Origin of the sequence: Oryzihumus leptocrescens, assembly GCF_006716205.1 — a bacterium.
GTDB classification, from domain to species: domain Bacteria; phylum Actinomycetota; class Actinomycetes; order Actinomycetales; family Dermatophilaceae; genus Oryzihumus; species Oryzihumus leptocrescens.
Window position 1 is genome coordinate 2,019,601 of record NZ_VFOQ01000001.1, and the last position, 25,579, is coordinate 2,045,179.

Genomic DNA, 25,579 nt, shown 5'->3' on the forward strand with positions numbered 1-25,579 from the left:
CGGATGGGGCTTCAGTCGGCGACGCGAACCAGGCGCCAGCCGGGCACCCTGCCGTCGCGGGCCAGGTCGTAGACGCCGGTGCCGAGCATCCGGCCCGGGCTGGCCGCCACCCGCCACACGTCCTGCTCGAGGTCGGGCGCCCCCACCGGCTCCCCCTCGCGCGGCTCGAGCGCCTCGCGCCACCAGGCCCGGCGCTCATGCCAGTGCCCGATCACGTCCCGCACCACGTAGAGCCGGCCTCGCCACACGAACGCGGCCGGACGGGCCTGCGGCTCCCCTCCCGGGTCGTCGGCGTCGCGGTCCTCGCGGACCTCGATCGGCTCCTCGTAACGTCGCACCATGACCCGCTCCTCGCCTGCACACCCCGGACTCGTGGACCGCACACCGGCCCGCGGTGGCGGGGTCGAGGCGCCCCGCGGGCCGGTCGTGCGGTGGTCGGACAGGGCACACGGACACGTGAATGTTAGTACTTCTGTTCGATAGAACAAATGTACACCCGGCTTCGGACAGGCCGTCAACCTCTGGACACCCTCTTCCCGCGGAACCCGCGCGTGGCTAGCGTCGAGCCATGACGCACGTGCCGACCGCGGCGCCGGAGCCCGTCCTCGACCACCCCGCGGTCCAGCGCGTCGCGGCCGCCCTGTCGGCCTTCGGCGTCCGGGGCACGATCACGGTGCTCGACGACGCCGCCCGCACCGCGCGCCAGGCGGCCGTCGCCCTCGGCGTGGACCCGGCGCAGATCGCCAACTCCCTGGTGTTCAAGGCCCACCGCCCCGGCGGCGCGGAGGAGTCACTGCTCGTGCTCACCTCCGGCGCGCACCGGGTGGACACCGTCAAGGTCGCCGACCTGATCGGGCTCGAGACGGTCGAGCGCGCCGACCCGCAGTTCGTGCTCGAGCACACCGGATTCCCGATCGGCGGCGTCCCACCGGTGGCCCACCTGCGCCCCCCGGCCACGCTCGTCGACGTCTCCCTCGCGCGCTACGACCGGGTGTGGGCCGCCGCCGGACACCCCCACGCCGTCTTCCCGACCTCCTACGACGAGCTGCTGCGGATCACCGGCGGCCAGCCCGCCGAGGTCGCCTGAGCCCGTCCTCCCGGCGCTCCGTCCCGCGCACCCCGAGGCCCGCGCGGACCTGGGTCCTGCGCTGCTGAGCACCGCGCATCTGAGTACCTGTACGGATAGGCCCCCACCGCACCGGCCGAGCAGGATGGTGCCGCGCAGAAGGGGGAGCGCACGATGGGCACGAGGACCGGTTGCGGGTCTGGGGAGGGGCACACCTGCAGCCGGGCTCGTGCCCTTCCCCATGTCCGGGACGCATCACCACCGCCGGATCACCACCCCGCATCACCACCGCCGCATCACCACCGCCGGGCATGCCGCGAACGTCACCGGCCGAGCATCGGCATTGCGGACGCCGACCGTCCGCATGTGGCCCTACCGTCATGTCCTGAGCCGGCCCAGTCAGGGCTGAGCCAGGACGAGAGCCAGAACGACGAGGGGGCAGGCATGCGATCCCGAACCCGGGGCATGTGGTGGGGAACCGCGATCGAGGCACCCGATCCCGGTGCCCTGGCGAGGTTCTACTCCGAGCTCCTCGGCTGGCCGATCGGGCACGAGGAACCCGGGACGGCCATCGTGGCCGCCGCCCCCGAGGGACCCTTCGTGGTGTTCCAGCAGGCCCAGGGCTACCACGCCCCGGTGTGGCCACCCGTCGACGGGCAGCAGCGGCCGATGATGCACCTCGACTTCCAGGTCGGCGACCTCGACGGTGCCGTCGCGGAGGCGCTCGCCCTGGGCGCCACGCTGGCCGCGGAACAACCGCAGGAGCACGTCAGGGTGCTCCTCGACCCGGCCGGGCACCCGTTCTGCCTCTGCCGCGACGACGGCTGACTCAGACGACGGCTGCCTCACCGGGTGCTGCCACCGGCGCAGGCCGGGTGGCGGGCGAGGGAAGGTCGGCCGGTCAGACCCCGAGGTTGGCGTAGACCTCGAGCGTCGCCGTGGAGCGGTTCATCGTGTAGAAGTGCAGGCCCTGCGCGCCCTCGGCCAGCAAGCGCTGCGCCAGCTCGGTCGCGACCTGCACGCCCACCTCGCGCACGGCGGCCGGGTCGTCGGCCACCGCCTCCAGCCGAGCCACCACGGCGGAGGGCAGCGGCGTGCCGGAGAGCTGCGCCATCCGCTCGACCTGGCGCACGTTGGTCACCGGCATCAGCCCGGGGATGATCGGCAGGTCCCGGCCGCGAGCGACCACCCGGTCGCGCAGCCGCACCCAGGCGTCGGCGTCGAAGACGAACTGCGAGACGGCGAACTCCGCCCCAGCGTCAGCCTTGCGCACCAGCACGTCGGCGTCGTGGTCCAGGCTCGGCGACTCCGGGTGCCGGTCGGGGAAGGCCGCCACGCCGACGGTGAACGTGCCCAGGCCCTTGACCAGCGCGACCAGCTCGTCGGCGTGGTCCAGCCCCTCGGGGTGGGCGGTCCAGGGCGAGCCGGGACCGCCGGGCGGGTCGCCGCGCAGCGCCAGGACGTTGCGGACGCCGGCGTCGGCGTACTCCCCCACCACCTGGCGCAGCTGCGCCACGGACCGGCCCACGCAGGTCAGGTGCGCCATCGGGGTCAGCGTCGTCTCGCGCGAGATCCGGCCGGTGACGCGGACGGTGCGGTCCTGCGTCGAGCCGCCCGCGCCGTAGGTCACCGACACGAACGTCGGCCGCACCGCCTCCAGCCGGCGGATCGCCTCCCAGAGCGCCTGCTCGGCTGCGTCGTCCTTGGGCGGGAAGAACTCGAAGCTGTATGACGCACCCTCCGCCGCGAGCACCTCGGGGATGGAGCGGGTGACGTGCTCGGCCCGGGGCAGGATGGACGCGGTTCCGTGTGCCATACCGGCCAGCGTAGGTGAACCGGCGCCACGTAGGCTCGGACCATTCAGCATCCGGGAGGCACGTTGTCCAGTCCGCTCGACGCCCATGACCTGCGCCGCCGCGTGCAGGCCGTCGTCGACGCCGAGATCCGCACGCAGAGCGCCGTCCTCGGCGAGATCGGCGACGACCTCACGCCGCTGGTGTCGGCCGTCGCCGCGCTGCTGCGCGGTGGCAAGCGCCTGCGCGCCGCCTTCCTCTACTGGGGCTACCGCGCCGGCGGCGGCCCCGACGGTGAGGCCGTGGTGCGGGCCGCGACGGCCATGGAGCTGTTCCAGGCCGCGGCCCTGCTGCACGACGACGTCATGGACGACAGCGACACCCGCCGCGGCCTGCCTGCCGCACACCGGCGCCTGGCCACCGAGCACACCGAGCAGGGCTGGACCGGCGACGGTGACCGCTTCGGCGTGGCCGGGGCGATCCTGGCCGGCGACCTGTGCCTGACCTGGACCGACGAGCTGTTCGCCACCTCGGGGCTGCCGGCCGCCGAGCTCGACCGCGCCCGTCCCGTGTTCGACCGGATGCGCACCCAGCTCATGGGCGGGCAGTTCCTCGACGTCCTGGAGTCGGCCCGCGGGTGGGAGTCGCTGACGACCGCCGAGCGGGTCGAACGGGCCCGCCGGGTCATCCGCTACAAGAGCGCGAAGTACACCGTCGAGCACCCGCTGCTCATCGGCGCCACCGCCGCCGGCGTGGGCGGGGCCGACCTCGCGGAGCTGTCGGCCTACGGGCTGGCGCTGGGCGAGGCGTTCCAGCTGCGCGACGACCTGCTCGGCGTCTTCGGCGACCCGGCGCAGACCGGCAAGCCCGCCGGCGACGACCTGCGCGAGGGCAAGCGCACCGTGCTCATCGCCGAGGCCCTCGACACCGCCGGCCCGGCCGGGGTCGCCGCGGTCGACAAGCTGCTCGGCCTGGCCGACCTCGACGAGGCCGGGGTCGAGGAGCTGCGCGCGGTCATCACCGGCAGCGGGGCCCTGGACCGGGTGGAGCAGCGGATCAGCGCCCTCGTCACGGACGCCCACGCCCACCTCGACGCGACGACCGGGCTGACGCCGGAGGGCCGGCAGATGCTCGCCACCCTCGTCGACGTCTCCACCGCCCGCTCGGCGTGAGCCGGCCGGCCCACCCGGGCCCGGGGCACGTCCTCGTCGTCGGGGCGGGCCTGTCCGGCCTGTCTGCGGCGATGCACCTCGCCGGCGCCGGGCGGCGGGTCACCGTCCTCGAGCGCGGCCCCGGGCCGGGGGGCCGGGCCGCGGGGGTCGAGCTGCCCTCCCCGGGCGGCGGCAGCTACCGGCTGGACACCGGCCCCACCGTCCTGACCATGCCCGACCTCGTCGCCGACTGCTTCGACGCGATCGGCGAGCCGATGGAGCGGTGGCTGACCCTGCGCCGGGTGGACCCGGCGTACCGGGCCCAGTTCGCCGACGGCACGGGGCTGTCGATGACCTCCGACCCGGAGGCCATGGCGCAGCGGATCCGCGACTTCGCCGGGCCGGCCGACGCCGCCGGCTACGAGCGCTACGTCGACTTCGTCACCCGGCTGTACCGCCTGCAGATCGGCGAGTTCATCGACCGCAACTTCGACTCGCCGCTGGACCTGCTCGGGCCGTCGCTGGCGCGACTGGTCGCGATGGGCGGCTTCCGACGCCTCGCGCCGACGGTCGCCCGCTACTTCCGCGACGAGCGCCTCCAGCGCATCTTCAGCTTCCAGGCGCTGTATGCCGGGGTGTCACCCCAGCGGGCCCTGGCCATCTACGCGGTCATCTCCTACATGGACCTCGTCGAGGGCGTCTTCTACCCCGTCGGCGGGATGAGCGCGCTGCCGCAGGCGATGGAGGCGGCCGCCCGCAGCGCGGGCGTCGAGTTCCACTACGACGCCGAGGTCACGTCGGTGCAGTGGTCCGGCGACCGGGTCACGGCGGTGACGACGGCCGACGGCACGATGCACCAGCCGGACGCCGTGGTCGTGACCGTGGACCTGCCCGGCGCCCGCGAGCTGCTGCGCCGGCCGGAGCGACGCCTGGTCCGGCCGCGCTGGTCGCCCTCCTGCGTGGTGCTCGCCGCCGGCGTCACCCGGACCTGGCAGGACCGCCCGCACCACACCATGCACTTCGGCCACGCCTGGTCCGAGGTGTTCGACGACCTCGACCACGGCCGGCTGATGCGCGACCCCTCGTTCCTGGTCTCCCTGCCCTCGGCGACCGACCCGGCACTGGCACCGCCCGGCCGCAGCGCGGCCTACGTGCTCTTCCCGACCCCCAACCTCACCGCCCCGCTGGACTGGGACCGGCTGCGCGGGCCCTACCGCGAGCAGGTGCTCGAGCGGGTCGAGGCGGCCGGGTGGACGGGGTTCGCCGACGGCATCGATGCCGAGGTGCTGCTCACCCCGGCCGACTGGGCGGCCCAGGGGATGGTGGCCGGCACGCCGTTCGCGGCCGCGCACACCTTCGCCCAGACCGGGCCGTTCCGCTCCCCCAACCACATCGGCGACAACGTGGTGCTGGCCGGCTCGGGCACGGTCCCCGGCGTGGGCGTGCCGATGGTGCTCGTCAGCGGCCGGCTGGCCGCCGAGCGCCTCGTGGGCGCGGACCCCCGGCGTCGCTCTCGGGCGTGGCGATGAGGCCCTTCACCCACCCGCCGCGACCGGAGCTCGTGGCCGCCTACGTGCAGTGCCGCCGCATCCACGCCCACTACGGGCGGACCTACTACCTCGCCACCCGGCTGCTCCCCCCGGAGCGCCGCCCGCACGTGTGGGCGCTGTACGCGTTCGCCCGGGTGGCCGACGAGATCGTCGACAACGCCGCCGGCGGCGACCCGCGCCGGCTCACCGGGTGGTCCGAGCACGCACTGGCCGCGCTGCGCGCCGCGGAGCCGCCCCACCCGCGGCTGGAGCCGGTGCTGGCCGCGACCTGGCACACGATGCGCGCCTACGACCTCGACCCCGGGCTGCTGGAGGAGTTCCTCGCCTCGATGGCGATGGACCTCACGGTGACCCGCTACGCGACCTGGGCGGACCTGCGCGGCTACATGCGCGGCAGCGCCGCGGTCATCGGTGAGCTGATGGCGCCGGTGCTCGGCGCGTCCGGGCCGGAGGCGCTGCACTGCGCCGGGACGCTGGGCGAGGCGTTCCAGCTGACCAACTTCGTCCGCGACGTCGCCGAGGACCTGGACCGGGGCCGGATCTACCTGCCCGGGGAGGACCTGCGCCGCTGCGGGGTCAGCGAGGACGCGCTGGCCCAGGCCGTGCGCTGCGGGCAGCCCGACCCGGCGGTGCGCACCCTGGTGGCGGTGCAGGTGCGCCGGGCGCTGGACCTCTACGAGCAGGCCCGGCCGGGCCTGGCCATGGTCGACGCGAGCGCCCGGCCCTGCCTGGAGGCCGCCTTCACGCTCTACCGGGCCATCCTGTGGCAGGTCGTCGACCACGACTTCGACGTCTTCGCCGGACGCCTGAGCGTGCCGCGGAGGGCGCGGGCCCTGACGGCCGGACGGGTGGTCGCCGCGGCCGGGGTCAACCGCCTCGCCGTGCGCGGCGGCCGGCGGCCACCCAGGCGCTCGTGCTCATGAGCACCAGCGCGAAGCCGAAGGCGAGGTCCTCCACCGGGGCGAACACGACCCGCCCGTCACCGAAGGCCACCACGCGCCCGGAACCGAGGATCGCCGCGTCGGCGTAGCGCACGATCCCGCGTCCGGTCAGCCAGCCGTTGGTGAGCAGCTGGAAGAACAGCACGATCGCGTACGCCGCCCACCAGGTCCGGGTGCGCAGCAGCCGGGTCCGCAGCACGAGCAGGTCGGTCAGCGCGGCCACGGCGACCGCCACGAGCGCTGCCGCCGTGTAGGTCACGGCCGCCTCACCGGATGCTCCCGCGACGGCGCACCTCGACCACGGCCTCGTAGGTGAGGATCCCGGCCAGCGGGATGACGACGAAGAAGGCCAGCTCCTCCAGCGGCAGGCCGAGCACCCGCAGGGGCAGGGTCTGGGCCGGGTCGAAGCGCCAGTGCCCGGCGGCGGTGGCGGCGACGTCCCAGGCCAGGAACAGCACCGCCACCGGCAGCACCGCGAGCGCCAGGCGGCGCACCTGGCGCAGCACGCCGAGCCGGTAGTACCAGTCGAGCGGCAGGGTGCCGGCCAGGCAGAAGGCGAGCATCACGGCATACGCGCCGTTGCGCGCGCCCACCTAGAAGGCGAGCTCCATGGCGCGCCGGCGCACCTCGGTCTTGTGGCCGGCCAGCAGCGCGTCGACCGGGCTGCCCCCGACCGGCAGGGTCGGGTCGGGGGTGTGCAGCCAGCGCAGCGACTCCTCGTCGCTCATCCCCCCGTCGGCGAGCACGGTGAACGTCCCGCGCAGCTCCGGCAGCGGCCCCTCGGCCCCCACGAAGCGGGCCGGGACCTTCATCGCCCTGTTCGGGCCGACACGCGCGCCGATCAGCTCGCGGTCGGCGAGCATGCCGCGGACCCGGGACAGCGGGACGTGGAGGCGTTCGGCGATCTCCGGGACGGTCAGCCAGTCGCCCACGAGCTGTTCGAGGTCGGGCTCGGAAGTGGTGTCGTCAGTCACGGGTCCAAGGGTGCCACTGCCGGCGCCCAGCACAAATTACATTGATGTGAGTCGATATGGATCACGGTGAATGGGTTACCGTCGCAGGATTCACAGTTGTACCGTCAGTCACAGGCGTCACGAAGCCCCCGCCCGCAACACCGGCGCCGTGCCGAAAGGACCCCAGCCATGAGCCCTGCTGGCCTCGCCCCGTCCCTGCCCTCCGCGCCCGGCGCCCCGGCCCTGGGCGCCGCGGTCGTCGCCCGGGCCAACCCCGCGCCGTACGGCTGGCAGGCCTACGTGGTGCGCCCGGCCGACACGCTCGGCGAGATCGCCCTGCGCGCGCGGACGACCACCGGGACGCTCATCGCGCGCAACCACCTCAGCGGCGGCGGGCACTTCCTGCGGATCGGCCAGCGGCTGTGGGTGCCCCGGGCCCGGCCGGTCAACCACGCCCCGGCCCGCCCGGTCGCCCCGCGCGTGCGCGCCTACACGGTGCGCAGCGGGGACACCATCGGCGCCCTCGCCCTGCGCTTCCGGGTCAGCGAGGCCACCCTGATGCGCCTCAACGGCCTGGACCGCCACAGCCTGATCTATGCCGGCAGGACCCTCACGGTGCCCGGCGCCCCCGTCAGCGCCGCGCGGGCGTCGGCCAAGGCGCCCACGACCCGCACCGTCCGCGTGCGGGTCCGGCCCGGGGACACCGTCGGCACGCTCGCCCTGCGCTACCACGTCAGCCAGGCCGCGATCGTCAAGGCCAACCGGCTGCGTCACCCCGGCATGGTCCGCATCGGGCAGGTCCTGGCCGTCCCGGTGAAGGCCAGCTCGCCGGCCTTCAGCTCCACCACCTTCGCCGGCCGGACCTACTCCCCCGGGGTCGTCGGCGCGGCCGCGCGCAACCGCAGCTACCTGGCGGCCCACGCCGTGCCCGGCCGCAGCGCCGCCCGGGCGATGATCGTCAGCACCGCCCGCCGGCACGGGGTCGACCCGCGCCTGGCCCTCGCGGTCGCCTGGCAGGAGTCGGGCTGGAACCAGCGCCAGGTCTCGGTGGCCAACGCCATCGGCACCATGCAGGTCATCCCCAGCTCGGGCGAGTGGGCCTCGCTGCTCGTCGGCCGCCGGCTGAACCTGCTCAACACCCAGGACAACATCACCGCCGGGGTGGTCATCCTGCGCTCGCTGATGCGCGGCGCCAGCTCGGAGAAGCAGGCGATCGCCGGCTACTACCAGGGCCTGGCCTCGGTCCAGAAGTCCGGGATGTATGCCGACACCAAGGGCTACGTCGCGGCCGTCCTCGCGCACAAGGCGCGCATGTAGGCAGGTGGTGCGGGCCGTTCGGGTCGTTCGGGTCGATCGGGCCCTGGCCGAGCCCTCGACGGCCGAGCCTGCGCGGCATCCCCGCCGCCTCCACCTAGACTCTCCGCGTGACAACGTCTGTGCCCGAGTCCATCGTCGGTCGCGTCCTCGACGGGCGTTACCGCGTGCTCTCGCACATCGCCGACGGCGGGATGGCCTCGGTCTACGTCGCCCTGGACCAGCGCCTCGACCGCGAGGTGGCGCTGAAGGTCATGCGCCCGGGGCTGGCCTCCGACGAGACCTTCGTGAGCCGCTTCCGCCGCGAGGCGCGCTCGGCCGCCCGGCTCTCCCACCCCCACGTCGTCGCCGTCTACGACCAGGGCGAGGACGGCTCCGAGGTCTTCCTCGCGATGGAGCTGGTCAACGGCCACACCCTGCGCCAGGTGATGAAGAGCGAGGGCCCGCTGACACCGCGCGCCGCGCTCGACATCCTCGACCCCGTCCTGCAGGCCCTCGCCGCGGCCCACGCCGCCGGGCTGATCCACCGTGACGTCAAGCCCGAGAACGTCATCCTGCGCGAGGACGGCATGGTCAAGGTCGCCGACTTCGGCCTCGCCCGCGCGGTGAGCGCCCACACCTCGACCTCCCAGACCGGCGCGCTGCTCGGCACCGTCGCCTACCTGTCCCCCGAGCAGGTCGAGCGGGGCATCGCCGACGCGCGCAGCGACGTCTACGCCGCCGGGCTGCTGCTGTTCGAGATGCTGACCGGCACCAAGGCCTACACCGGCGAGACGCCGATCCACGTCGCCTACCAGCACGTGCACAGCCAGGTCCCTGCTCCGTCGAGCCGGATGCCGTCGGTCCCGCCGGAGCTCGACGCGCTCGTCGCGCGGGCCACGTCCCGGGACCCCGACGAGCGTCCCCGCGACGCCGGGGAGTTCCTCGCCGAGCTGCGCCGGGTGCGCGCCGGGCTCGGTCAGGACGAGCTCGACCGGCGCCCCGCCGCCGGCGGGGTCGTCGACGACACCAGCGACTCGACCGCCGCGCTGTCGCGGACCCAGGTCGTCCCCCTGGGGGCGCCTGCCGGGACGGTCGCGACCACTGGCCAGCGCCCCGAACGGCGCCGCGCGCTCCCCCTGCCCTGGGTCCTCGGCGGCCTCGCCGTGCTCGTGGCGGCCCTGCTCGGCTGGCTCTTCCTCGCCGGCCCGCTCGCCAGCACCACGGTGCCCCGGGTCGTGGGCACCCCGCAGCAGTCGGCGATGGCGCAGCTGACCCGGGCCCACCTGCAGACCCGCATCACCCGCGCGTTCGACGAGGCCGTCAAGCCCGGCTACGTCATGGCCAGCAACCCCCGCCCGGGGGCGGACGTGCGCCGCGGCAGCGTGGTGACCCTGACCGTCTCGCAGGGGCCGGAGCGCTACAGCGTGCCGTCGCTGGTCGGCCACAGCCAGGCCGAGGCCACCACCACGCTGCGGGGCGATCACCTCGCCGTGGGATCGGTCCGCCAGGCCTACGACGAGAAGATCCCGGCCGGCCAGGTGGTCAGCACCTCCCCGCCCGCCGGCACCCGGCTCAAGCGCAACGCCCCGGTCGACCTCGTCGTGAGCCAGGGCCGCCAGCCGATCACGGTGCAGGACTTCACCGGCAAGCCCGCCGACCAGGCGGTCTCGGCGCTGACCGGCGCGGGCCTGCGGGTCGACGCGACCCAGCAGCAGTTCAGCGACACCGTGGCCCAGGGGTCGGTCATCTCGCAGAACCCGCCCGGGGGCACGCTCTACAAGGGCGACAAGGTCACGCTCGTCGTGTCCAAGGGCCCGCAGCTGGTCCCGGTCCCCGACGTCGTCGGCAAGCAGCAGGACCAGGCGGCGCAGATCCTCAAGGCGGCCGGGTTCAACGTGAGCGTGCAACAGGTCATGGGCGGGTTCTTCGGCATCGTGCGGCAGCAGTCACCTGCCGGCGGCTCCAAGGCCCCCAAGGGCAGCACCATCACCCTCGTCGTGGTCTGAGACCCTTGGGCGTGCCGAACGTCCGCTCCCGCCAGCTCGCGACCCTGCTGCTCGTCAGCGTCACCGCCGTCTGGGGCTCGACGTTCTTCCTCATCCGGGACGTGGTCCGCCAGCTGTCCCCCGCGGACTTCCTCGCGGTGCGGTTCACCATCGCCGCCGTCGTCATCACCGCGGTGTTCTGGCGGCAGATGCGCCGCCTCGACCGGCGCGAGCTGACGGTGGGCGCCGGGCTCGGCGTGCTCTACGGCGTCGCGCAGGTCCTGCAGACGGTCGGACTGGCCCACACCGACGCCTCCCGCTCGGGGTTCATCACCGGCACCTACGTCGTGCTGACCCCCGTCTTCGGCGCGGTCCTCCTGCGCGACCGGGTGCCCCGCTCCACCTGGCTGGCCGTGGGCATGGCCACCGCCGGCCTGGCCGCGCTGTCCCTGCGCGGCGTCGGGTTCGGCTACGGCGAGCTGCTCACGCTGGCCTCGGCGGCGGTCTACGCCCTGCACATCATCGGCCTGGGGCGCTGGTCCTCCAGCCGCAGCGCCAGCGGACTGGCCGCGGTGCAGATGGTCGTCATCGCCCTCGTCTGCCTGGTGTGCGCCGCCCCGGGCGGGGTCGAGCTGCCCTCGGGGAGGGGCCCCTGGCTGTCGGTGCTCTACATGGCCCTGGTCGCCGGCGCCGTGGCCATGTGGGCGCAGACGTGGGCCCAGAGCCACCTGCCGGCCACCCGGGCCGCGATCGTCATGACCCTCGAGCCGGTGTTCGCCGCCGCCTTCGCGGTCACCCTCGGCAGCGAGAGCCTCACGGCGCCGATGCTGCTCGGTGGCGCGCTGGTCGTCGCCGCGATGTACGTCGTGGAGCTGGTGGGCCGCAAGGACACCGGCGCCACGGCGGCGCAGGAGCCCCCGGCGGAGGCCCTGCACCACGAGGTCAGCTGAGCACCCGCGCGGGACGTCGTGCCCCCACTGCCGGGACCTGCACGCGCGGTGAGGCTCGCGGCATACCGGGACCAGGTCGGCAGGGACGCGCTACTCCTGGTAGGCGTAGCGCTCCTCGCGCCACACGTCACCGGTGAAGTGGTAGCCGCGCTGCTCCCAGAAGCCCCGCTCGGGGTGGTGCTGGTAGTCGATGGCAAGCACCCACTTGGGCCCCTTCCAGCCGTACAGGTGCGGCAGGACGAGCCGGCACGGCCAGCCGTGCTCCGGCGTCAGCGGCTCGCCGTCGAGGTGCGTCGCGAGGATCGCGCGCGGGGAGGCGAGGTCCTCCATCCGCACGTTGGAGCTGTAGCCGTAGGCGGCCGAGACGAGCGCGTGCTCGACGTCGTCCTCCGGCGGGGCCAGGTCCAGGATCGTGCGTACGGCGACGCCGGACCACAGCAGGTCCTGGGTGGTGTAGTGCGAGACGCAGTGGTGGTCGGCCCGGACGTCGACCTTGGGCAGGTCGTCGAACTCCGCCCACGTCAGCGCCGTGCTGCCCCCCTTGGCGTCGCCCCCGATCCGCAACGACCAGCTGGCCAGGTCCATCCTGGGCACGCGGCCGTAGTGGACCGGCCGCAGGCTCTCCGTCCGGCGCTGACCGGGCGGGAGCGGCCGCGGCTCGGCCAGCCCCCATGAGCTCACGATCGATGCGCCGCCTCGGCAAGCAGGTCCGTCACCACATCGGCAGCGTAGGCCGTGTCGGCCTCGTCGACGTCCAGGTGCCACACCAGGCGCACCGCGTGGGCGTTGGTGGCGTAGATCCGCAGGCCGCGGTCCGCGGCGGCCGTGACGAAGCCGGCGGCCGACCAGCCGACCGCACCGACGTCGAGGATCAGGATGTTGGTCTCGACCGTGGCCGGGTCGACGACGCCGGGAGCCACGTCGGCGACGGCCTTGGCCACCTGCTGCGCCCGGGCGTGGTCCTGCGCGAGCCGCTCGACGTGGTGGTCCAGGGCCCAGTGCCCGGCCGCGGCGAGGATGCCGGCCTGGCGCATGCCGCCGCCGAAGCGCTTGCGCCACACCCGCGCCTCGTCCATGTGGGCCTGGGACCCGACGAGCACCGAGCCCACCGGCGCACCCAGGCCCTTGCTCAGGCACACCGAGACGGTGTCGGCCAGCTGCCCGTACGCCGCGAGGCCGGTGCCCGTGGCGACGTGCGCGTTCCAGAGCCGGGCGCCGTCGATGTGCAGGGCCACGCCCTGCGACCGGGTCGCCTCGCGCAGGGCGGCGATGCGCTCGAGCGGCTGGACGGTGCCGCCGCCGAAGTTGTGGGTGTTCTCGACGACGACCAGGCGTGTCGAGACCTGGTAGGCCCCGGCCGCCGGCTGCATCATCGCCAGCGGCTGGGCCGGGTCGAGCAGTCCCCGCTCGGCGACCCAGGAGCGCGAGGAGATGCCCGAGAACACCGCCGCGGCGCCCATCTCGGCGCGCAGCACGTGGGCCAGGGAGTCGGCGATGACCTCCTCACCCGCCTTGACGTGCAGGCGCAGGCCGAGCTGGTTGGCCAGCGACCCGGACGGCGTGAACAGCCCCGCCTCGTGGCCGAGCATCCCCGCGACCCGCTCCTCCAGGGAGGCGACGGTGGGGTCCTCGCCGTAGACGTCGTCGCCCACCTCGGCTCCGGCCATCGCCTGACGCATCGCCGCGGTGGGGCGCGTCAGGGTGTCCGAGCGCAGGTCGACCAGGCGCGTCGCCCCGCTCACCGCTGGCTCAGCATCTCGGCGACCAGGAACGCCAGCTCCAGGCTCTGCTGGTGGTTCAGCCGCGGGTCGCACACGGTCTCGTAGCGCTTCTCGAGGTCGGCGTCGAGGATCTCCTCGGCGCCGCCGAGGCACTCGGTCACGTCGTTGCCGGTCAGCTCGATGTGGATGCCGCCGGGCACGGTGCCCAGGCCCTGGTGCACCTCGAAGAAGCCGCGCACCTCCTCGACGACGTCGTCGAAGCGCCGCGTCTTGTAGCCGGTGGAGGACTCGAAGGTGTTGCCGTGCATGGGGTCGCAGATCCACGTGGGCACCGCGCCGGAGGCGGTGACCTTCTCCACGATCGCAGGCAGCGCGTCACGGACCGTGCCGGCGCCCATGCGGGTGATGAAGGTCAGCCGGCCCGGCTCGCGCTCGGGGTCGACCCTGTCGATGAGGCGCAGCACGTAGTCCGGGTCGGCCTTGGGGCTGAGCTTGATGCCGATCGGGTTGCGCACGCGGGAGATGAAGTCGATGTGCGCGCCGTCGATGTCCCGCGTCCGCTCGCCGACCCACAGGAAGTGGCCGGAGACGTCGTAGGGCAGCCCGGTGCGGGAGTCGATGCGCGTCAGCGGCCGCTCGTAGTCCAGCAGCAGCGCCTCGTGCGCGGCGAAGAACTCCACCCGGTGCATCGCCTCGAAGTCGGCACCGCAGGCCTCCATGAACTTCATGGCCTTGTCGATGTCCTTGGCCAGCTTCTCGTAGCGGGCGTTGGCGGAGTTGGCCACGAAGCCACGGTTCCAGTCGTGCACCCGGCGCAGGTCGGCGAAACCACCCTGGGTGAACGCCCGCACGAGGTTCAGCGTGGCCGAGCTCGCGTGGTAGGCGCGCACCAGCCGGTCGGGGTCGGGGGTGCGGGCCTCGGGGGTGAACGCGAAGTCGTTGACCATGTCGCCGCGGTAGGCGGGCAGGGTGACGCCCTCGCGGGTCTCGTCGCCGCTGCTGCGGGGCTTGGCGTACTGCCCGGCCATGCGGCCGACCTTGACCACCGGAAGGCTGGCGCCGTAGGTCAGCACCGCGGACATCTGCAGGATCGTCTTGATCCGGTCGCGGATGTTGTCGGCGGTCGCGTGGGCGAACGTCTCGGCGCAGTCCCCGCCCTGGAGCACGAACGCCTGACCGCGCGCGGCGGCGGCGAGACGCGTCCGCAGGATGTCGCACTCGCCGGCGAAGACCAGCGGCGGATAGGTCGACAGCGTCCGCACGGCCTGGCCCAGCGCGTCGGCGTCAGGCCACTGAGGCTGCTGCGCGGCGGGCAGGTCACGCCAGGCGTCCAGCCCGGCCAGGACTTCGGGGGTCGCGTCGATGCTCACGGGGTCAAGGGTAGGTGCGTCCAGCCAGCGGACACGCGTGGGTCCGTATGACGAACGCGGGCTTGCGTGGCCACCCTCACCGGGGTGCCGACCCAGGGCCGGAAAGCGGTGCGCCGCAGCGCCGCTCAGCCGAAGAAGACCTCGGCCTCGGCGTAGCGCTCCGGCGGGACCGTCTTGAGCTCGGCGGTCGCCTCGGCGAGCGGGACGCGCACGATGTCGGTGCCGCGCAACGCCACCATGACCCCGAACTCGCCCTCGTGGACGGCGTCGATCGCGTGCAGCCCGAAGCGGGTGGCCAGCACCCGGTCGTAGGCCGTGGGGGTGCCACCGCGCTGGATGTGGCCCAGGACCACGCACCGGCTCTCGTGCCCGGTGCGCTGCTCGAGCTCGGCGGCCAGCCAGATGCCGATCCCTCCGAGGCGGACATGGCCGAACGCGTCGAGCTCGTCGCTCTGCAGCGCCTCCCCGCCGTCGCTGGGCTGCGCGCCCTCGGCGACCACGATGATCGGGGCGTACTCCTGGTCGAAGCGGTGCTTGACCCAGGCCGCGACCTGGTCGATGTCGAAGCGCCGCTCGGGGACGAGGATGACGTTGGCCCCGCCGGCCAGGCCGGAGTGCAGCGCGATCCAGCCGGCGTGCCGGCCCATGACCTCCACGACGAGGGCGCGGTGGTGCGACTCGGCCGTGGTGCGCAGCCGGTCGATCGCCTCGGTGGCGATGGACACCGCGGTGTCGAAGCCGAAGGTGTAGTCGGTGCCGGACAGGTCGTTGTCGATCGTCTTGGGCACGCCCACCACGCCGAGTCCGTCGTCGGTGAGCCGCTTGGCCACCCCGAGGGTGTCCTCTCCCCCGATGGCGACCAGCGCGTCGATACCGGCGGCGCGGACGTTCTCCCGGATGCGGTCCACGCCCCCGTCGACCGTGTACGGGTTGGTCCGCGAGGACCCCAGGATCGTGCCGCCGCGGGCGAGGATGTCCTCGACGTCCTCCAGCCCCAGGGGTCTGGTCAGCCCCTCGAGCGGGCCCTTCCACCCGTCGCGGTAGCCCACGAACTCGTGGCCGTAGGTCTCGACCCCCTTGCGGACCACGGCCCGGATCACGGCGTTGAGGCCGGGACAGTCGCCGCCACCTGTCAACACACCGATGCGCATGCCCGGCAACCTATCGCCCGGACAGGGGTCCGCGGCTAGGGTCGAAGGTATGACCTTCTCCATCGTCGCCTCGATGGGCGACGCCCTCGGCGTCGCCGTCGCCAGCAAGTTCCTCGCCGTCGGGTCGGTCGTGCCGGCCGCCCGCGTGGGCGTGGGCGCCGTGGCGACGCAGGCCCTGGCCAAGGTCTCCTACAAGGACGACGCCCTCGCGCTGCTCGCCGACGGCGTCGCACCCGAGGAGGTCGTCGCCCGGCTCACGGGGGACGACGACGGCCACGAGCAGCGCCAGCTCGGGCTCGTCACGCCCACCGGCCAGGCCAGCTACACCGGGCCCGCGTGCATGGACTGGGCCGGCGGGCTCACCGGACGCGACGCCACCGGCGGCTACGCCATCCAGGGCAACATCCTCGCCGGGCCGCAGGTGGTGCAGGAGATGGAGCGGGCCTGGCTCGAGGCGGCGCACCTGCCGTTCCCGTCCCGTCTGGTCCACGCCATGCTGGCCGGCGACCGGGCAGGCGGCGACCGCCGCGGCCGCCAGTCCGCCGCCCTGTATGCCGTGCAGGCCGGCACCGGCTACGACGCCTCCGGCGTGCTGGCGGACCTGCGCGTCGACGACCACCCCGAGGCGCCCCAGGAGCTGGCCCGCCTGCTCGACCTCAACGAGCTCTACTTCGGCGGACCGACCAACGTGCTGCCGCTCGAGGGCGGGCTGCTGGAGGAGGTCACCGAGCGGCTGGCCCGGCTCGGGCGCACCCAGCCCGACGTGCACGACGCCCTGGCCGACTGGGCCGGGGCCGAGAACTACGAGACGCGGCTGACCTCCGAGGGCATCGACTCGCGGGTGCTGCAGGCCCTGCGCGAGGCCACCGCGGCCTGAGGCTCAGCCCGCGGGCTCGGGGTCGTCCAGTCCCTGGGCGATGGCGAAGCGCACCAGCTCGATCCGGTTGTGCAGCTGCAGCTTGGTCAGCGTGTTCTGCACGTGGTTCTGCACGGTGCGGTGGGAGATGAACAGCCGGGCGGCGATCTGCTTGTAGCTCAGCCCGGTCGCCACGAGCTTGAGCACCTCGGTCTCCCGCTCGGTCAGGCCGGGCACCGACGGCTGCCGGCCCGTGCCGTCCTGCGCCGCCATCCGGCGGAACTCCCCCAGCACCAGCCCGGCGAGCCCGGCGGTGAACACCGCCGTGCCCGCGGCGGTCTCCCGGACGGCGTCGAGGAACTCCTCGCGGGAGGCGGACTTGAGCAGGTAGCCGGTCGCGCCGACCTTGACCGCCTCGAGCACGTCCCGCTGCTCGGCGCTGGCGGACAGGACCAGGACCCGGGTCGGCGCGCCGGCGCGCCGGATCGCGGCGCAGACCTCGTCGCCGCGCATGCCCGGCAGGTTGAGGTCGAGGACCAGCACGTCCGGGCGGGTGGCCAGGGTCCGGTTGACGGCCGAGGGGCCGTCATCGGCCGTGGCCACGACGGTGAACCCGGCGTCGGCGAGGTCGCGGGCCACGGCGTCCCGCCACATCGGGTGGTCGTCGGCCACGACCACCCGCAGCCCGGGGCCGCCCGTCGCCTCGCCCGCCGCCGGCTGCGTGCCGGCGTCCCCTGCCGCACCCCCGGTCGCCTGCCCGTCGGCGCGGCCCGCCTGATCGACACCGCTCATGTGGTCCTCCCCCTCCGGGGCACCCGCAGCTCGACCGCGGTGCCCTCCCCCTCGTGGCTCTCGTAGCGGGCACTGCCGCCGAGGTCGGCGAGCCGGCCGGTGATGCTGCTGCGCACGCCCAACCTGCCGTGGGCAGCGGCCTCGACGAGCCGCCCCGCGGGCAGCCCGACACCGTCGTCGCGCACCGTGACGACCACGTCCTGGCCCTCGTCCTCGACCAGCACCCAGGCCCGGGCGCCATCGCCGGCGTGCCGGCGCACGTTGTCCAGGGCCGCGCTCACCGCGGCCGACAGCTCTTCGGCGACCTTGCGCGGCAACGGCACCGGGTCGGCGGGTGGCACCACCTGGACCGCGCCGCCCGCGTAGCGACCCAGGACCTGGCGCAGGTCGACGTCGCCGGCGACCACCTCGTCCAGCCCCGGCACCGGCACCCCGCTGACCAGTGCCCGCAGCAGCCGCTCCTGGTCGGCCGCCATGGCACCGAGCTCACGGCTGGGCCCGCCGAGGTCCGCGCTGCGGCGGTGGATGAAGGCGAGGGTCTGCAGGACGCCGTCGTGGACGGTGCGGGCCAGCCGGTCGCGCTCCTGCACCTGCGCCTGCACCCGCAACGCCTCGCGCAGGGCCAGGTGCCCCTCCCGGGCCAGGTCGGCGCAGTAGCCGATGCAGCCGCCGACGAGGAAGAGCAGGACGATGTTGTTGACCGTGTTGTCGGTGGGCACGACGACCTCGACCACGTCGGCGGCGGAGACCACGGCCGCCGCGAAGAGCCCCCCACGCCAGCCCTTGAGCACAGCCCAGGAGACGACGGCCGCCGAGGGCCAGATGCCGGGCACGGTCGGGGCGCCCCCGAGGATCACCGCGCTGGAGTCGACGACCCGGGTGGAGAGTATGGCCGCGACAGCCAGGGCGAGCTCGATGGCCACCACGGTGGTCGTGCGGTCCCGGTGGACCCACATGGCCACGGTCCAGGCCGCCAGGACGGCCAGCATGACGAACGCCACCCAGGGATGCTCCATCCCGGGGTGGCGTTCGTGCAGGGAGTACACGGCATACAGCAGGGCCACGGGGCGCAGGACGTTGAGCCCGCGCCACAGGGCCGCGACGACGCTCGGGTCGGTGGCCCGGCTCCCCCCTGAGGCCACCGCGTCAGCTGGCGGCGCGCTGGCCGTCGGGCGTGACGTCGTCCTCCGGTGCGGCGCCGACGGCCTCCTGCGGGCCCGGTTCGGGGCCGCCGACCGCGGTCTCATCGACGGCAGCTCCCTCGACGCCGGCGCGCTCGGCGCCCGGGTCCTCGACGGCGACGTCCTCGGCGCTCGCCGTGTCCGCGCCGGCCTTGTCCGCGGACTTGTCCTCGGTGCCACCGCCGTAGAGCGGCTTGGCCTTGGCCCGGGCCGCAGCGAGCAGGCGCTCCTTCATCGACGTGGCGTACATGTCGACGTACTCCTGCCCGGACAGGAGCATCAGCTCGTACATGATCTCGTCGGTGATCGAGCGCAGGACGAAGCGGTCGTCCTCCATGCCCTCGTAGCGCGAGAAGTCCAGCGGCGTGCCGATGCGCACCCCGATCCGCATGATCTTGGGCAGCTTCTTGCCGGACGGCTGGGCCTTGTCGGTGCCGACCATCGCGACCGGGAGCACGGGGACTCCGGCCTCGAGGGCCATCCGGGCCACGCCGGTGCGCCCGCGGTAGAGCCGGCCGTCGGGCGAGCGCGTGCCCTCGGGGTAGATGCCGAGCAGCTCGCCGCGGCGCAGGACCTTCAGCCCGCTGCGCAGGGCGGCCTCGCCGGCGCGGCCGCCGGACCGGTCGACGGGCAGCTGCCCGACACCCTTGAAGAAGGCCGCCGTGAGGCGGCCCTTGATGCCCCGACCCGTGAAGTAGTCGGACTTGGCCAGGAACGTCATCCGGCGCGGCACCACCAGTGGCAGGAAGATCGAGTCCGAGAAGGACAGGTGGTTGCTGGCGAAGATCGCCGCACCCTCCGGGGGGATGTTTTCCTCCCCCTCGACCCACGGGCGGAACAGCAGCTTGAGGATGGGTCCGAGCACGATCGTCTTGAGCACCCAGTAGAACAATGACCCCACCTCCTGTGACGCGCCGAACTCTACCCGGCACACTAGGCGGGCACCTCGCACCGTGCGAGGATTCGCCCAAGGCCAGCACACACGACCGGACCAGATGCGAGGAGCACAGGTGGCGATCCTGCCCGGAGCAGAGCCCTTCTCCCACGACGGGTCCGACGTCGGGGTCCTGCTGGTCCACGGCTTCACCGGCACCCCGCAGAGCCTGCGCCCGTGGGCCGAGCACCTCGCCGAGGCCGGCTACACCGTCCGGCTGCCGCGACTGCCCGGCCACGGCACCACGTGGCAGGAGATGAACCGCACCGAGTGGTCCGACTGGTACGCCACCGTCGATGCCACCTTCCGTGAGCTGCTCGCCCGGTGCCGCACGGTCTTCGTCGCAGGCCTGTCCATGGGCGGGGCACTGGCCCTGCAGCTCGCGCAGAACCACGGCCCCCGGGTCGCCGGGCTGGTGCTGGTCAACCCGGCAGTGAAGTTCGAGGACCCGCGCCTGGTGGTGCTGCCGGTGCTCAAGCACCTCGTCGGCGCGCTGCCCGGGATCGCCAACGACATCAAGAAGGCCGACGCGACCGAGCTGGCCTACACGAAGACGCCGCTCAAGGCCGGGCACTCCCAGATCGTCGCCTGGCGCACGGTCATCCGTGACCTGCCCGAGGTCACCCAGCCGGTGCTGCTGCTGCACTCCCCGCAGGACCACGTCGTCCCGGCGTCGAGCTCGGCCCTCGTGCTGAGCAAGATCTCCAGCGAGGACGTCCAGGAGATCCTGCTGGAGAACAGCTACCACGTCGCCACGCTCGACAACGACGCGCCGCTGATCTTCGCCGAGTCGGTCAAGTTCATCGAGCGCCTCACCAGCTGAGCCATGAGCGACCAGGACCGCTCCGACGTCGACGCCCAGTTCGCCGAGATCATCGCCCACTGGGCCGAGGACGACGCCCTGGCCAGCGCCGGCGCGGGCCCCTGGCCCGAGCAGGAGGGCTACGGTCCACCGGCCGACCACGGCCCCGCCACGGACACCGGGACCGAATCCGGACAGGGCACGGACGCCCCGCCGCGGGAACCCGACACCGAGGGCGGCCGCGGCACGGACCCGAGCCCTCCCGGTCCCCCTGGCCCCACCCCTGCTGGTCCCACGACCGCTGGCCCAACACCCCCCAACCCCACCGCCGCCGGCCACGCGACCCCGCCCGCCCAGCCGGCACCACCGCCGGCCGTGCCCTCCTGGGGGCCGGAGCCGGCAGGACAGGGTCCGCGCCGGCCCGACGAGCGCCCGCAGCCCGACCCCGAGGACCACTTCGTCCCGGGGCCTACGGCGCCGCTGCCTGCCGGCGACCTGCAGTTCTGGGGCATCCTCATCGGCCTCACCGGTGGACCGCTGCTCCTGCTCTACCTGATCCTGTTCGACCGCAGCGCCGACAGCCTGTGGCTGCTGCTGGCGATCAGCATGACCGTCGGCGGCTTCGCCCTCCTGGTCTCGCGCCTGCCTCGGCACGGCGACGAGGACGACGGCGACGACGGCGCACGCCTCTGACCCGCCCCGCCTCTGGCCCCGGTCAGGCGCGACGCACCCTGGCGAGCCGGCTCACGTCGAGGTCGACCCAGACCGGCAGGTGGTCGCTCGCGCGGACGAGGTCGGCGGGGTCCAGGCCCGGCACGGGGTCGTCCGGGAGCGCCGGCAGCGAGGCGAACACCGCGTCGATCGCCATCCGCGGGTGCCGGGCCGAGAAGGTCGGCCGGGCCGGCGACACCTGCGGCAGCCGGGAGGCCAGGGTCCTCCACGCCCGGCCGGAGGAGACCTCGTTGAGGTCGCCGGCCACGACCAGCGCCTCGGAGGGCCCGACGTCCGAGAGCACCTGCAGCAGGTGGTGCTCCCGCTCCACCGGGTCGAGGCCGAGGTGGATGCTGGCCACGGTGAGCGGGCGGTGACCGGGCAGGGCGACCCGGGCCACGGCATACCCGCGCTCGCGCTGCAGCGGTGCCACGGGCAGGCCCTCGTGCCTGCTGTCGTGCAGGTCCAGCGACGGCCGGGTCAGGACGGTCGTGCCACCACTGCCCCGGTGCCGGCCGGCGAAGGACAGCCCGCACCGTTGCGCGAAGCCGCCGACGCGGCGCCCGGAGAACGGGCGCCGGGGCACCTCCTGCAGGCAGAGCACGTCCGGGTCGACCGCCCGCACCACGCGCACGGCAGCCTCGACGTCGTCCTTGAGGTCGTGCACGTTCCAGGTCGCGACCCGCAGGGCCGCGCGGGTCACGCCAGCCCCTCGACCTCGGCCCGGGCCAGGTCGGCGGCACCGATCAGCCCGGCCTCGTTGCCCAGCCGGGCCGCGACGATGCGCGCCTCCGGCCGGTATCCGCGGCCGGTCAGGGTACGTCGGAAGGCTTCCCGCGCGGGGCCCAGCAGCAGGTCGCCGGCGGCGCTGACGCCGCCGCCGATGACGAAGGTGCCGGGGTCGAACGCGGCGGCGAGGTTGGCGATGCCGACCCCCAGCCAGGTCCCGATCTCGGCGAGCAGCTCGCGGGAGGTGGGGTCGCCCTCACGGGCGGCCTCGGTGATGACCGGGCCGGTGAGATCCGCGGGCACGCCGCCCACCCGCGCCAGCAGGTCCGCCGCCAGGGGGGACTGGGCGGTCGCCAGCGAGCGGGCCTCCCGGACGAGCGCGTTGCCGCTGGCGTACTGCTCCCAGCAGCCGCGGTTGCCGCACTCGCACCGGTGGCCGCCGGGCACGACCTGCATGTGACCGAACTCCCCGGCGATGCCGAAGCGTCCACGCTGGACGTGACCGTCGACCAGGATCGCCCCGCCGATGCCGGTGCCGAGGGTGACCATCATCAGGTGGGTCTCGCCCTGGCCGGCGCCGAAGCGCCACTCCGCCCAGGCGGCGGTGTTGGCGTCGTTGTCGACGAAGATCGGGTGCGGCACCCGGGCCTGCAGCGCCTGTCGCAGCGGCTCCTGCCGCCAGGACAGGTGCGGGGCGAACACCACCGTGGCGCGGTCGGCCGAGACGAACCCGGCGGCGCCGATGCCGACGGCGCACACGGCGTCGTGGCCGCCCGCCGCGGCGGTCAGCTCCTCGACCACCTCGACGATGGTGTCCTCGACGACGGCCGGCGCGGTGGAGCGGTGCGGCGTGACCCGGCGGGCTCGTTTCAGAACCACGCCGTTGGCGTCGACGACCCCACCGGCGACCTTGGTGCCGCCGATGTCGACCCCGATCGCCAGCGGGGCGCTCACCCCACGGCCTCCGCGACGAGCGCGGCGGCGCCGATGATCCCGGCGTCGTTGCCGAGGCTGGCCACCGCGAACCGTGCCTCGGGGCGGTGGCCGCGGCCGGTGAGCTGGCGCCGGAACGCCGCCTGCGCCGGGTCCAGCAGCAGTGCCCCGGCGTCGGCGACGCCCCCGCCGAGCACGATCAGCTCGGGGTCCAGGATGGCGGTGACGGACGCGGCGCCCTCACCGATCCAGCGGCCGAGGTCGGCGAGCAGCTCCACGGCGGCCGGGTCGCCCTGCGCGGCAGCCGAGGTGATGTCGTGGCCGGCGAGCTTGTCCGGGTCGCCGGCGCACAGCTCGGCCAGCCGGGCGGCATGCGGGGTGCCGGAGCGGACCAGCTCGCGTGCCTCGCGGACGAGGGCGTTGCCACTGGCGTACATCTCCCAGCAGCCGCGGTTGCCGCAGCCGCAGCGGAGGCCGTCGGGCACGACACGCATGTGGCCGAGCTCGGCGGCGATGCCGTAGGCCCCCCGCAGCAGGTGGCCGCCGGTGACGACGCCACCGCCGATGCCCGTGCCGACGGTGATCAGCACCATGTCGTCGACGTCGCGGGCGGCGCCGAACCGGAACTCCCCCCACGCGGCGGCGTTGGCGTCGTTGTCGATGATGACCGGCAGGTCGATGGTGGCCTGGAGGCGGCGCTTGAGCGGCTCGTCCCGCCAGGCCAGGTTCGGGGCGAACAGGACGGTCGAGCCGGTGGCGTCGATGAAGCCGGCGCACGCCACGCCCACACCGCTGACGTCGGCGCCGTCCGAGAGCTCGCGGACCAGGTCGGCCACCTCCACCGCGATCCGGTCGGGGTCGTGGGCCGGGGTGACGCGCCGCCCGCGCGCGAGGATCGTGCCGGTCGGGGACACCAGCCCGCCCGCGATCTTGGTGCCGCCGATGTCCAGCCCGATGGTGGCGCTCACTGCCCAGCCCTCTTCTCGATGATGTCGTCGTCCGCAACGGGAATGTCCTGGACGCTAGCGCCAGGGTGCTGGGCACCGCCCGTCGTCCCACCCTGCGGGCGGCCATGGGCGGCTTCGCGGGCCACCTCACGCAGGGTGTCCGTGAGCGCACCGGCCAGGTCGGCCAGGCGGTCCAGCGTCTCCGGCCGGACCGTGCGCAGCCAGGCGATGCCCTGACAGACCGGGCACACCCCGCACGAGGCCGCCTTGCCGACCCCGGCCTGCGCGCCACAGGTCGGGCACTGCCGCCCCTCGCCGGAACCCTCGGGCGCATCCTCGCCCTCCGCGCTCCCGCTCGCGTCGCCCCGGCCGGCATACGGCTCGTCGTCGCCCGGCTCGTCGTCGTCCTCGCCGGCCGCCCGGGGGGCCGCGGCGTGCCTGCCCGACCACGCGGCGAACGCCTCCACGAGGCGCGCAGCCTCCTCGGCGACGCTGCCCACTGGCGGTGCCGCCTGCTCGCGGCCGGTGCTCTGGTCGGTCATTGCTGGGGCCACACCTTCTCGTCGGGCACGAACCGCACGTGCAGCGCCCCGTCGCGCACGCCGGCGCCGGTCACGACGCAGCGGCGCAGCACGCTGGGCAGGGACAGCACCCGGCGGTGGTCGCCGACGGCGACGAGCAGCTCGTCACCGCGCCGCTTGAGGTCCACCTCGGCCGCGGTCACCAGGGGCAGGGGAAGACGCAGGACGTATGCCGTGCCGTCGCGGTCCAGGCTCATCCCCCGGTGGGCGGCCGGCGCCAGGAGCAACTCGGCGGACGCGGCACCGGGGTCGCCCTGACGCGCCAGCGCCAGGGCGGCCAGCGCGTCGACGCCGATGGGCTCCTCGGCAAGGTAGGGGGTGACCACCACCGGCAGCGGCTCGAACGACTCGCGCACCTCCGCCAGACCCCGCTGCTGGGCGCGGTTCCACGAGGCACGCCAGGGGTCGGCGTCCCCGGCGGTCTGGGGGAAGACCCGGTTGACCACGACCTGGTCGACGGTGAAGCCGTAGAGGGACAACGACGTCAGGGTGCGGCGGGACTCGGCGACGACGACGCGCTCCGGGGTGGTCACCAGCCGGACGCTCGTGGTCCCGGCGCGCAGGATGTCCTGGACCTCGCGCAGGTGCTGCAGCCACCGGCCGACGGCACCGACGACGTCCGCGCCGGGCACGGGGAGCCCGGCCGCGGCCGCGGCGACCGGACGCAGCGAGCGCAGCAGCCCGCGCTGGGCCGGCAGCAGCCGCTCGAGGTGCCAGGACAGCGCCTCCGGCAGGGCGAGCAGCCGCAGCGCCTCCGCGGTCGGGGCGCAGTCGACCACGACCAGGTCGAAGAGCCCGGACTCGACCTGGGCGCGCAGCTCGAGCAGCGCCACGACCTCCTCGGCACCCGGCAGCGAGGTCAGCTCCTCGGCCACGACGGCGTCGACCCCGACCGTGGCGAGCACCCCGAGCAGGTAGTCCTGCACCGAGCGCCACGAGCGTCGCATGGCGTGCGGGGCGCTGACCTGCAGGGCGGCCAGGCCGGGCTCGACCTCGACGAGGCACTCGCCGGAGGACTCCCGCGGGGTCAGGTCCACGTCGAGGGCGTCGCCGAGGGAGTGCGCCGCGTCGGTGGACATGACGAGGGTCTTGATGCCCTGTCGGGCGGCGTGCACCGCGGTCGCGGCCGCCGTGGTCGTCTTGCCGACACCGCCCTTGCCGGTGAAGAGGAGGACGCGCATGGCCG

General features: G+C 74.3%; 28 protein-coding genes. 11 read left to right on the top strand and 17 right to left on the bottom strand.

What is annotated here, in order from left to right:
- Window positions 1–11: 11 nt before the first annotated feature.
- Window positions 12–341 carry a DUF6504 family protein gene (locus tag FB474_RS09480; protein ID WP_141788416.1) on the bottom strand — a complete coding sequence of 110 codons (330 nt, stop codon included), beginning with the start codon at window positions 339–341 and terminating at the stop codon, window positions 12–14.
- 227 nt (window positions 342–568) lie between these two features.
- On the opposite strand from FB474_RS09480, the gene FB474_RS09485 reads away from it, so the two are divergent.
- Together FB474_RS09485 and FB474_RS09490 are read left to right on the top strand one after the other, a co-directional pair.
- Window positions 569–1,087 carry a YbaK/EbsC family protein gene (locus tag FB474_RS09485; protein WP_141788417.1) on the top strand — a complete coding sequence of 173 codons (519 nt, stop codon included), beginning with the start codon at window positions 569–571 and terminating at the stop codon, window positions 1,085–1,087.
- A gap of 423 nt (window positions 1,088–1,510) precedes the next feature.
- Window positions 1,511–1,894, top strand: a complete 384-nt coding sequence (locus FB474_RS09490) for a VOC family protein (RefSeq protein ID WP_221632496.1) — start codon at window positions 1,511–1,513, stop codon at window positions 1,892–1,894.
- 73 nt (window positions 1,895–1,967) lie between these two features.
- Here the strand turns inward: FB474_RS09490 and metF are convergent, their stop codons facing one another.
- Window positions 1,968–2,882 carry a methylenetetrahydrofolate reductase [NAD(P)H] gene (metF, locus tag FB474_RS09495; protein ID WP_141788418.1) on the bottom strand — a complete coding sequence of 305 codons (915 nt, stop codon included), beginning with the start codon at window positions 2,880–2,882 and terminating at the stop codon, window positions 1,968–1,970.
- A gap of 63 nt (window positions 2,883–2,945) precedes the next feature.
- On the opposite strand from metF, the gene FB474_RS09500 reads away from it, so the two are divergent.
- Genes FB474_RS09500 through FB474_RS09510 form a run of 3 tightly spaced genes read left to right on the top strand, consistent with a single transcriptional unit; the run spans window position 2,946 to window position 6,483 of the window.
- A complete protein-coding gene (locus FB474_RS09500) occupies window positions 2,946–4,031 on the top strand; it encodes a polyprenyl synthetase family protein (protein WP_141788419.1) in 1,086 nt (361 codons plus the stop codon).
- A complete protein-coding gene (crtI, locus tag FB474_RS09505) occupies window positions 4,028–5,539 on the top strand; it encodes a phytoene desaturase family protein (protein WP_246092114.1) in 1,512 nt (503 codons plus the stop codon). The genes FB474_RS09500 and crtI overlap by 4 nt, the downstream gene beginning before the upstream one ends.
- Window positions 5,536–6,483, top strand: a complete 948-nt coding sequence (locus FB474_RS09510; protein WP_141789911.1) for a phytoene/squalene synthase family protein — start codon at window positions 5,536–5,538, stop codon at window positions 6,481–6,483. The genes crtI and FB474_RS09510 overlap by 4 nt, the downstream gene beginning before the upstream one ends.
- Here FB474_RS09510 and FB474_RS09515 read toward each other — a convergent pair.
- Genes FB474_RS09515 through FB474_RS09525 form a run of 3 tightly spaced genes read right to left on the bottom strand, consistent with a single transcriptional unit; the run spans window position 6,428 to window position 7,475 of the window.
- The gene (locus FB474_RS09515; RefSeq protein ID WP_141788420.1) at window positions 6,428–6,760 is read right to left on the bottom strand and encodes a lycopene cyclase domain-containing protein; all 333 of its coding nucleotides are present in this window, start codon (window positions 6,758–6,760) and stop codon (window positions 6,428–6,430) included. The genes FB474_RS09510 and FB474_RS09515 overlap by 56 nt on opposite strands.
- A 7-nt stretch (window positions 6,761–6,767) precedes the next feature.
- Complete coding sequence (locus FB474_RS09520) at window positions 6,768–7,094, bottom strand: lycopene cyclase domain-containing protein (RefSeq protein WP_221632498.1); 327 nt, start codon at window positions 7,092–7,094, stop codon at window positions 6,768–6,770.
- Window positions 7,095–7,475, bottom strand: coding sequence for an Rv2175c family DNA-binding protein (locus FB474_RS09525; RefSeq protein ID WP_141788421.1), 381 nt, complete (start codon window positions 7,473–7,475; stop codon window positions 7,095–7,097).
- A gap of 168 nt (window positions 7,476–7,643) precedes the next feature.
- Between FB474_RS09525 and FB474_RS09530 the strand changes: the two genes are divergently transcribed.
- The 3 genes from FB474_RS09530 to FB474_RS09540 all read left to right on the top strand — a co-directional run bounded on the left by FB474_RS09530 (window position 7,644) and on the right by FB474_RS09540 (window position 11,685).
- A complete protein-coding gene (locus FB474_RS09530) occupies window positions 7,644–8,771 on the top strand; it encodes a LysM peptidoglycan-binding domain-containing protein (RefSeq protein ID WP_141788422.1) in 1,128 nt (375 codons plus the stop codon).
- A 107-nt stretch (window positions 8,772–8,878) separates the two neighbouring features.
- Complete coding sequence (pknB, locus tag FB474_RS09535) at window positions 8,879–10,756, top strand: Stk1 family PASTA domain-containing Ser/Thr kinase (RefSeq protein ID WP_141788423.1); 1,878 nt, start codon at window positions 8,879–8,881, stop codon at window positions 10,754–10,756.
- Between the two features lie 11 nt (window positions 10,757–10,767).
- Window positions 10,768–11,685: a DMT family transporter gene (locus FB474_RS09540; RefSeq protein ID WP_141788424.1), complete on the top strand. Its 918-nt coding sequence runs from the start codon at window positions 10,768–10,770 to the stop codon at window positions 11,683–11,685.
- A gap of 90 nt (window positions 11,686–11,775) precedes the next feature.
- Here the strand turns inward: FB474_RS09540 and FB474_RS09545 are convergent, their stop codons facing one another.
- From FB474_RS09545 to FB474_RS09560, 4 genes are all read right to left on the bottom strand, one after another.
- A complete protein-coding gene (locus tag FB474_RS09545; protein ID WP_246092115.1) occupies window positions 11,776–12,366 on the bottom strand; it encodes a molybdopterin-dependent oxidoreductase in 591 nt (196 codons plus the stop codon).
- On the bottom strand, window positions 12,363–13,427 hold the full coding sequence (locus tag FB474_RS09550; protein ID WP_281286308.1) for a threonine aldolase family protein: 1,065 nt from the start codon (window positions 13,425–13,427) through the stop codon (window positions 12,363–12,365). The genes FB474_RS09545 and FB474_RS09550 overlap by 4 nt, the downstream gene beginning before the upstream one ends.
- On the bottom strand, window positions 13,424–14,776 hold the full coding sequence (locus tag FB474_RS09555) for a class II 3-deoxy-7-phosphoheptulonate synthase (protein ID WP_141788425.1): 1,353 nt from the start codon (window positions 14,774–14,776) through the stop codon (window positions 13,424–13,426). The genes FB474_RS09550 and FB474_RS09555 overlap by 4 nt, the downstream gene beginning before the upstream one ends.
- A 125-nt stretch (window positions 14,777–14,901) precedes the next feature.
- Window positions 14,902–15,927, bottom strand: a complete 1,026-nt coding sequence (locus tag FB474_RS09560) for a 6-phosphofructokinase (RefSeq protein WP_141788426.1) — start codon at window positions 15,925–15,927, stop codon at window positions 14,902–14,904.
- Window positions 15,928–15,976: 49 nt separating this feature from the next.
- Here FB474_RS09560 and FB474_RS09565 point away from each other — a divergent pair, with 49 nt between their 5' ends.
- Entirely contained in the window at window positions 15,977–16,804 is an 828-nt protein-coding gene (locus FB474_RS09565; RefSeq protein ID WP_141788427.1) for a DUF1028 domain-containing protein, read from the top strand.
- A gap of 3 nt (window positions 16,805–16,807) precedes the next feature.
- On the opposite strand, the gene FB474_RS09570 is transcribed toward FB474_RS09565, so the two are convergent.
- The 3 genes from FB474_RS09570 to FB474_RS09580 are packed head-to-tail and all read right to left on the bottom strand — an operon-like array spanning window position 16,808 to window position 19,648.
- Window positions 16,808–17,575, bottom strand: coding sequence for a response regulator (locus FB474_RS09570; RefSeq protein ID WP_141788428.1), 768 nt, complete (start codon window positions 17,573–17,575; stop codon window positions 16,808–16,810).
- Window positions 17,572–18,717 (bottom strand): MacS family sensor histidine kinase, encoded by a 1,146-nt coding sequence (macS, locus tag FB474_RS09575; protein WP_141788429.1) that lies wholly within the window; start codon window positions 18,715–18,717, stop codon window positions 17,572–17,574. Before macS ends, FB474_RS09570 begins: the two co-directional genes overlap by 4 nt.
- A gap of 4 nt (window positions 18,718–18,721) precedes the next feature.
- The gene (locus FB474_RS09580) at window positions 18,722–19,648 is read right to left on the bottom strand and encodes a lysophospholipid acyltransferase family protein (RefSeq protein WP_141788430.1); all 927 of its coding nucleotides are present in this window, start codon (window positions 19,646–19,648) and stop codon (window positions 18,722–18,724) included.
- Window positions 19,649–19,766: 118 nt separating this feature from the next.
- Between FB474_RS09580 and FB474_RS09585 the strand changes: the two genes are divergently transcribed.
- On the top strand, window positions 19,767–20,513 hold the full coding sequence (locus FB474_RS09585; protein WP_141788431.1) for an alpha/beta hydrolase: 747 nt from the start codon (window positions 19,767–19,769) through the stop codon (window positions 20,511–20,513).
- A gap of 3 nt (window positions 20,514–20,516) precedes the next feature.
- Complete coding sequence (locus tag FB474_RS09590) at window positions 20,517–21,185, top strand: hypothetical protein (protein WP_141788432.1); 669 nt, start codon at window positions 20,517–20,519, stop codon at window positions 21,183–21,185.
- 22 nt (window positions 21,186–21,207) lie between these two features.
- On the opposite strand, the gene FB474_RS09595 is transcribed toward FB474_RS09590, so the two are convergent.
- Genes FB474_RS09595 through FB474_RS09615 form a run of 5 tightly spaced genes read right to left on the bottom strand, consistent with a single transcriptional unit; the run spans window position 21,208 to window position 25,574 of the window.
- Window positions 21,208–21,906 (bottom strand): endonuclease/exonuclease/phosphatase family protein, encoded by a 699-nt coding sequence (locus FB474_RS09595; RefSeq protein WP_141788433.1) that lies wholly within the window; start codon window positions 21,904–21,906, stop codon window positions 21,208–21,210.
- Entirely contained in the window at window positions 21,903–22,886 is a 984-nt protein-coding gene (locus tag FB474_RS09600; protein ID WP_141788434.1) for an ROK family glucokinase, read from the bottom strand. The genes FB474_RS09595 and FB474_RS09600 overlap by 4 nt, the downstream gene beginning before the upstream one ends.
- The gene (locus FB474_RS09605; protein ID WP_141788435.1) at window positions 22,883–23,833 is read right to left on the bottom strand and encodes an ROK family glucokinase; all 951 of its coding nucleotides are present in this window, start codon (window positions 23,831–23,833) and stop codon (window positions 22,883–22,885) included. Before FB474_RS09605 ends, FB474_RS09600 begins: the two co-directional genes overlap by 4 nt.
- Window positions 23,830–24,354 carry a hypothetical protein gene (locus tag FB474_RS09610; RefSeq protein WP_141788436.1) on the bottom strand — a complete coding sequence of 175 codons (525 nt, stop codon included), beginning with the start codon at window positions 24,352–24,354 and terminating at the stop codon, window positions 23,830–23,832. Before FB474_RS09610 ends, FB474_RS09605 begins: the two co-directional genes overlap by 4 nt.
- Window positions 24,351–25,574, bottom strand: a complete 1,224-nt coding sequence (locus FB474_RS09615) for an ArsA family ATPase (protein WP_141788437.1) — start codon at window positions 25,572–25,574, stop codon at window positions 24,351–24,353. Before FB474_RS09615 ends, FB474_RS09610 begins: the two co-directional genes overlap by 4 nt.
- Between the last annotated feature and the right edge of the window lie 5 nt (window positions 25,575–25,579).

Excerpts from the sequence above, each read along its gene's own strand:
- FB474_RS09480 (WP_141788416.1), bottom strand. The coding sequence starts at position 341 with ATGGTGCGACGTTACGAGGAGCCGATCGAGGTCCGCGAGGACCGCGAC.
- FB474_RS09485 (WP_141788417.1), top strand. The coding sequence starts at position 569 with ATGACGCACGTGCCGACCGCGGCGCCGGAGCCCGTCCTCGACCACCCC.
- FB474_RS09490 (WP_221632496.1), top strand. The coding sequence starts at position 1,511 with ATGCGATCCCGAACCCGGGGCATGTGGTGGGGAACCGCGATCGAGGCA.
- metF (WP_141788418.1), bottom strand. The coding sequence starts at position 2,882 with ATGGCACACGGAACCGCGTCCATCCTGCCCCGGGCCGAGCACGTCACC.
- FB474_RS09510 (WP_141789911.1), top strand. The coding sequence starts at position 5,536 with ATGAGGCCCTTCACCCACCCGCCGCGACCGGAGCTCGTGGCCGCCTAC.
- FB474_RS09530 (WP_141788422.1), top strand. The coding sequence starts at position 7,644 with ATGAGCCCTGCTGGCCTCGCCCCGTCCCTGCCCTCCGCGCCCGGCGCC.
- FB474_RS09560 (WP_141788426.1), bottom strand. The coding sequence starts at position 15,927 with ATGCGCATCGGTGTGTTGACAGGTGGCGGCGACTGTCCCGGCCTCAAC.
- FB474_RS09565 (WP_141788427.1), top strand. The coding sequence starts at position 15,977 with ATGACCTTCTCCATCGTCGCCTCGATGGGCGACGCCCTCGGCGTCGCC.
- FB474_RS09570 (WP_141788428.1), bottom strand. The coding sequence starts at position 17,575 with ATGAGCGGTGTCGATCAGGCGGGCCGCGCCGACGGGCAGGCGACCGGG.
- FB474_RS09590 (WP_141788432.1), top strand. The coding sequence starts at position 20,517 with ATGAGCGACCAGGACCGCTCCGACGTCGACGCCCAGTTCGCCGAGATC.
- FB474_RS09610 (WP_141788436.1), bottom strand. The coding sequence starts at position 24,354 with ATGACCGACCAGAGCACCGGCCGCGAGCAGGCGGCACCGCCAGTGGGC.
- FB474_RS09615 (WP_141788437.1), bottom strand. The coding sequence starts at position 25,574 with ATGCGCGTCCTCCTCTTCACCGGCAAGGGCGGTGTCGGCAAGACGACC.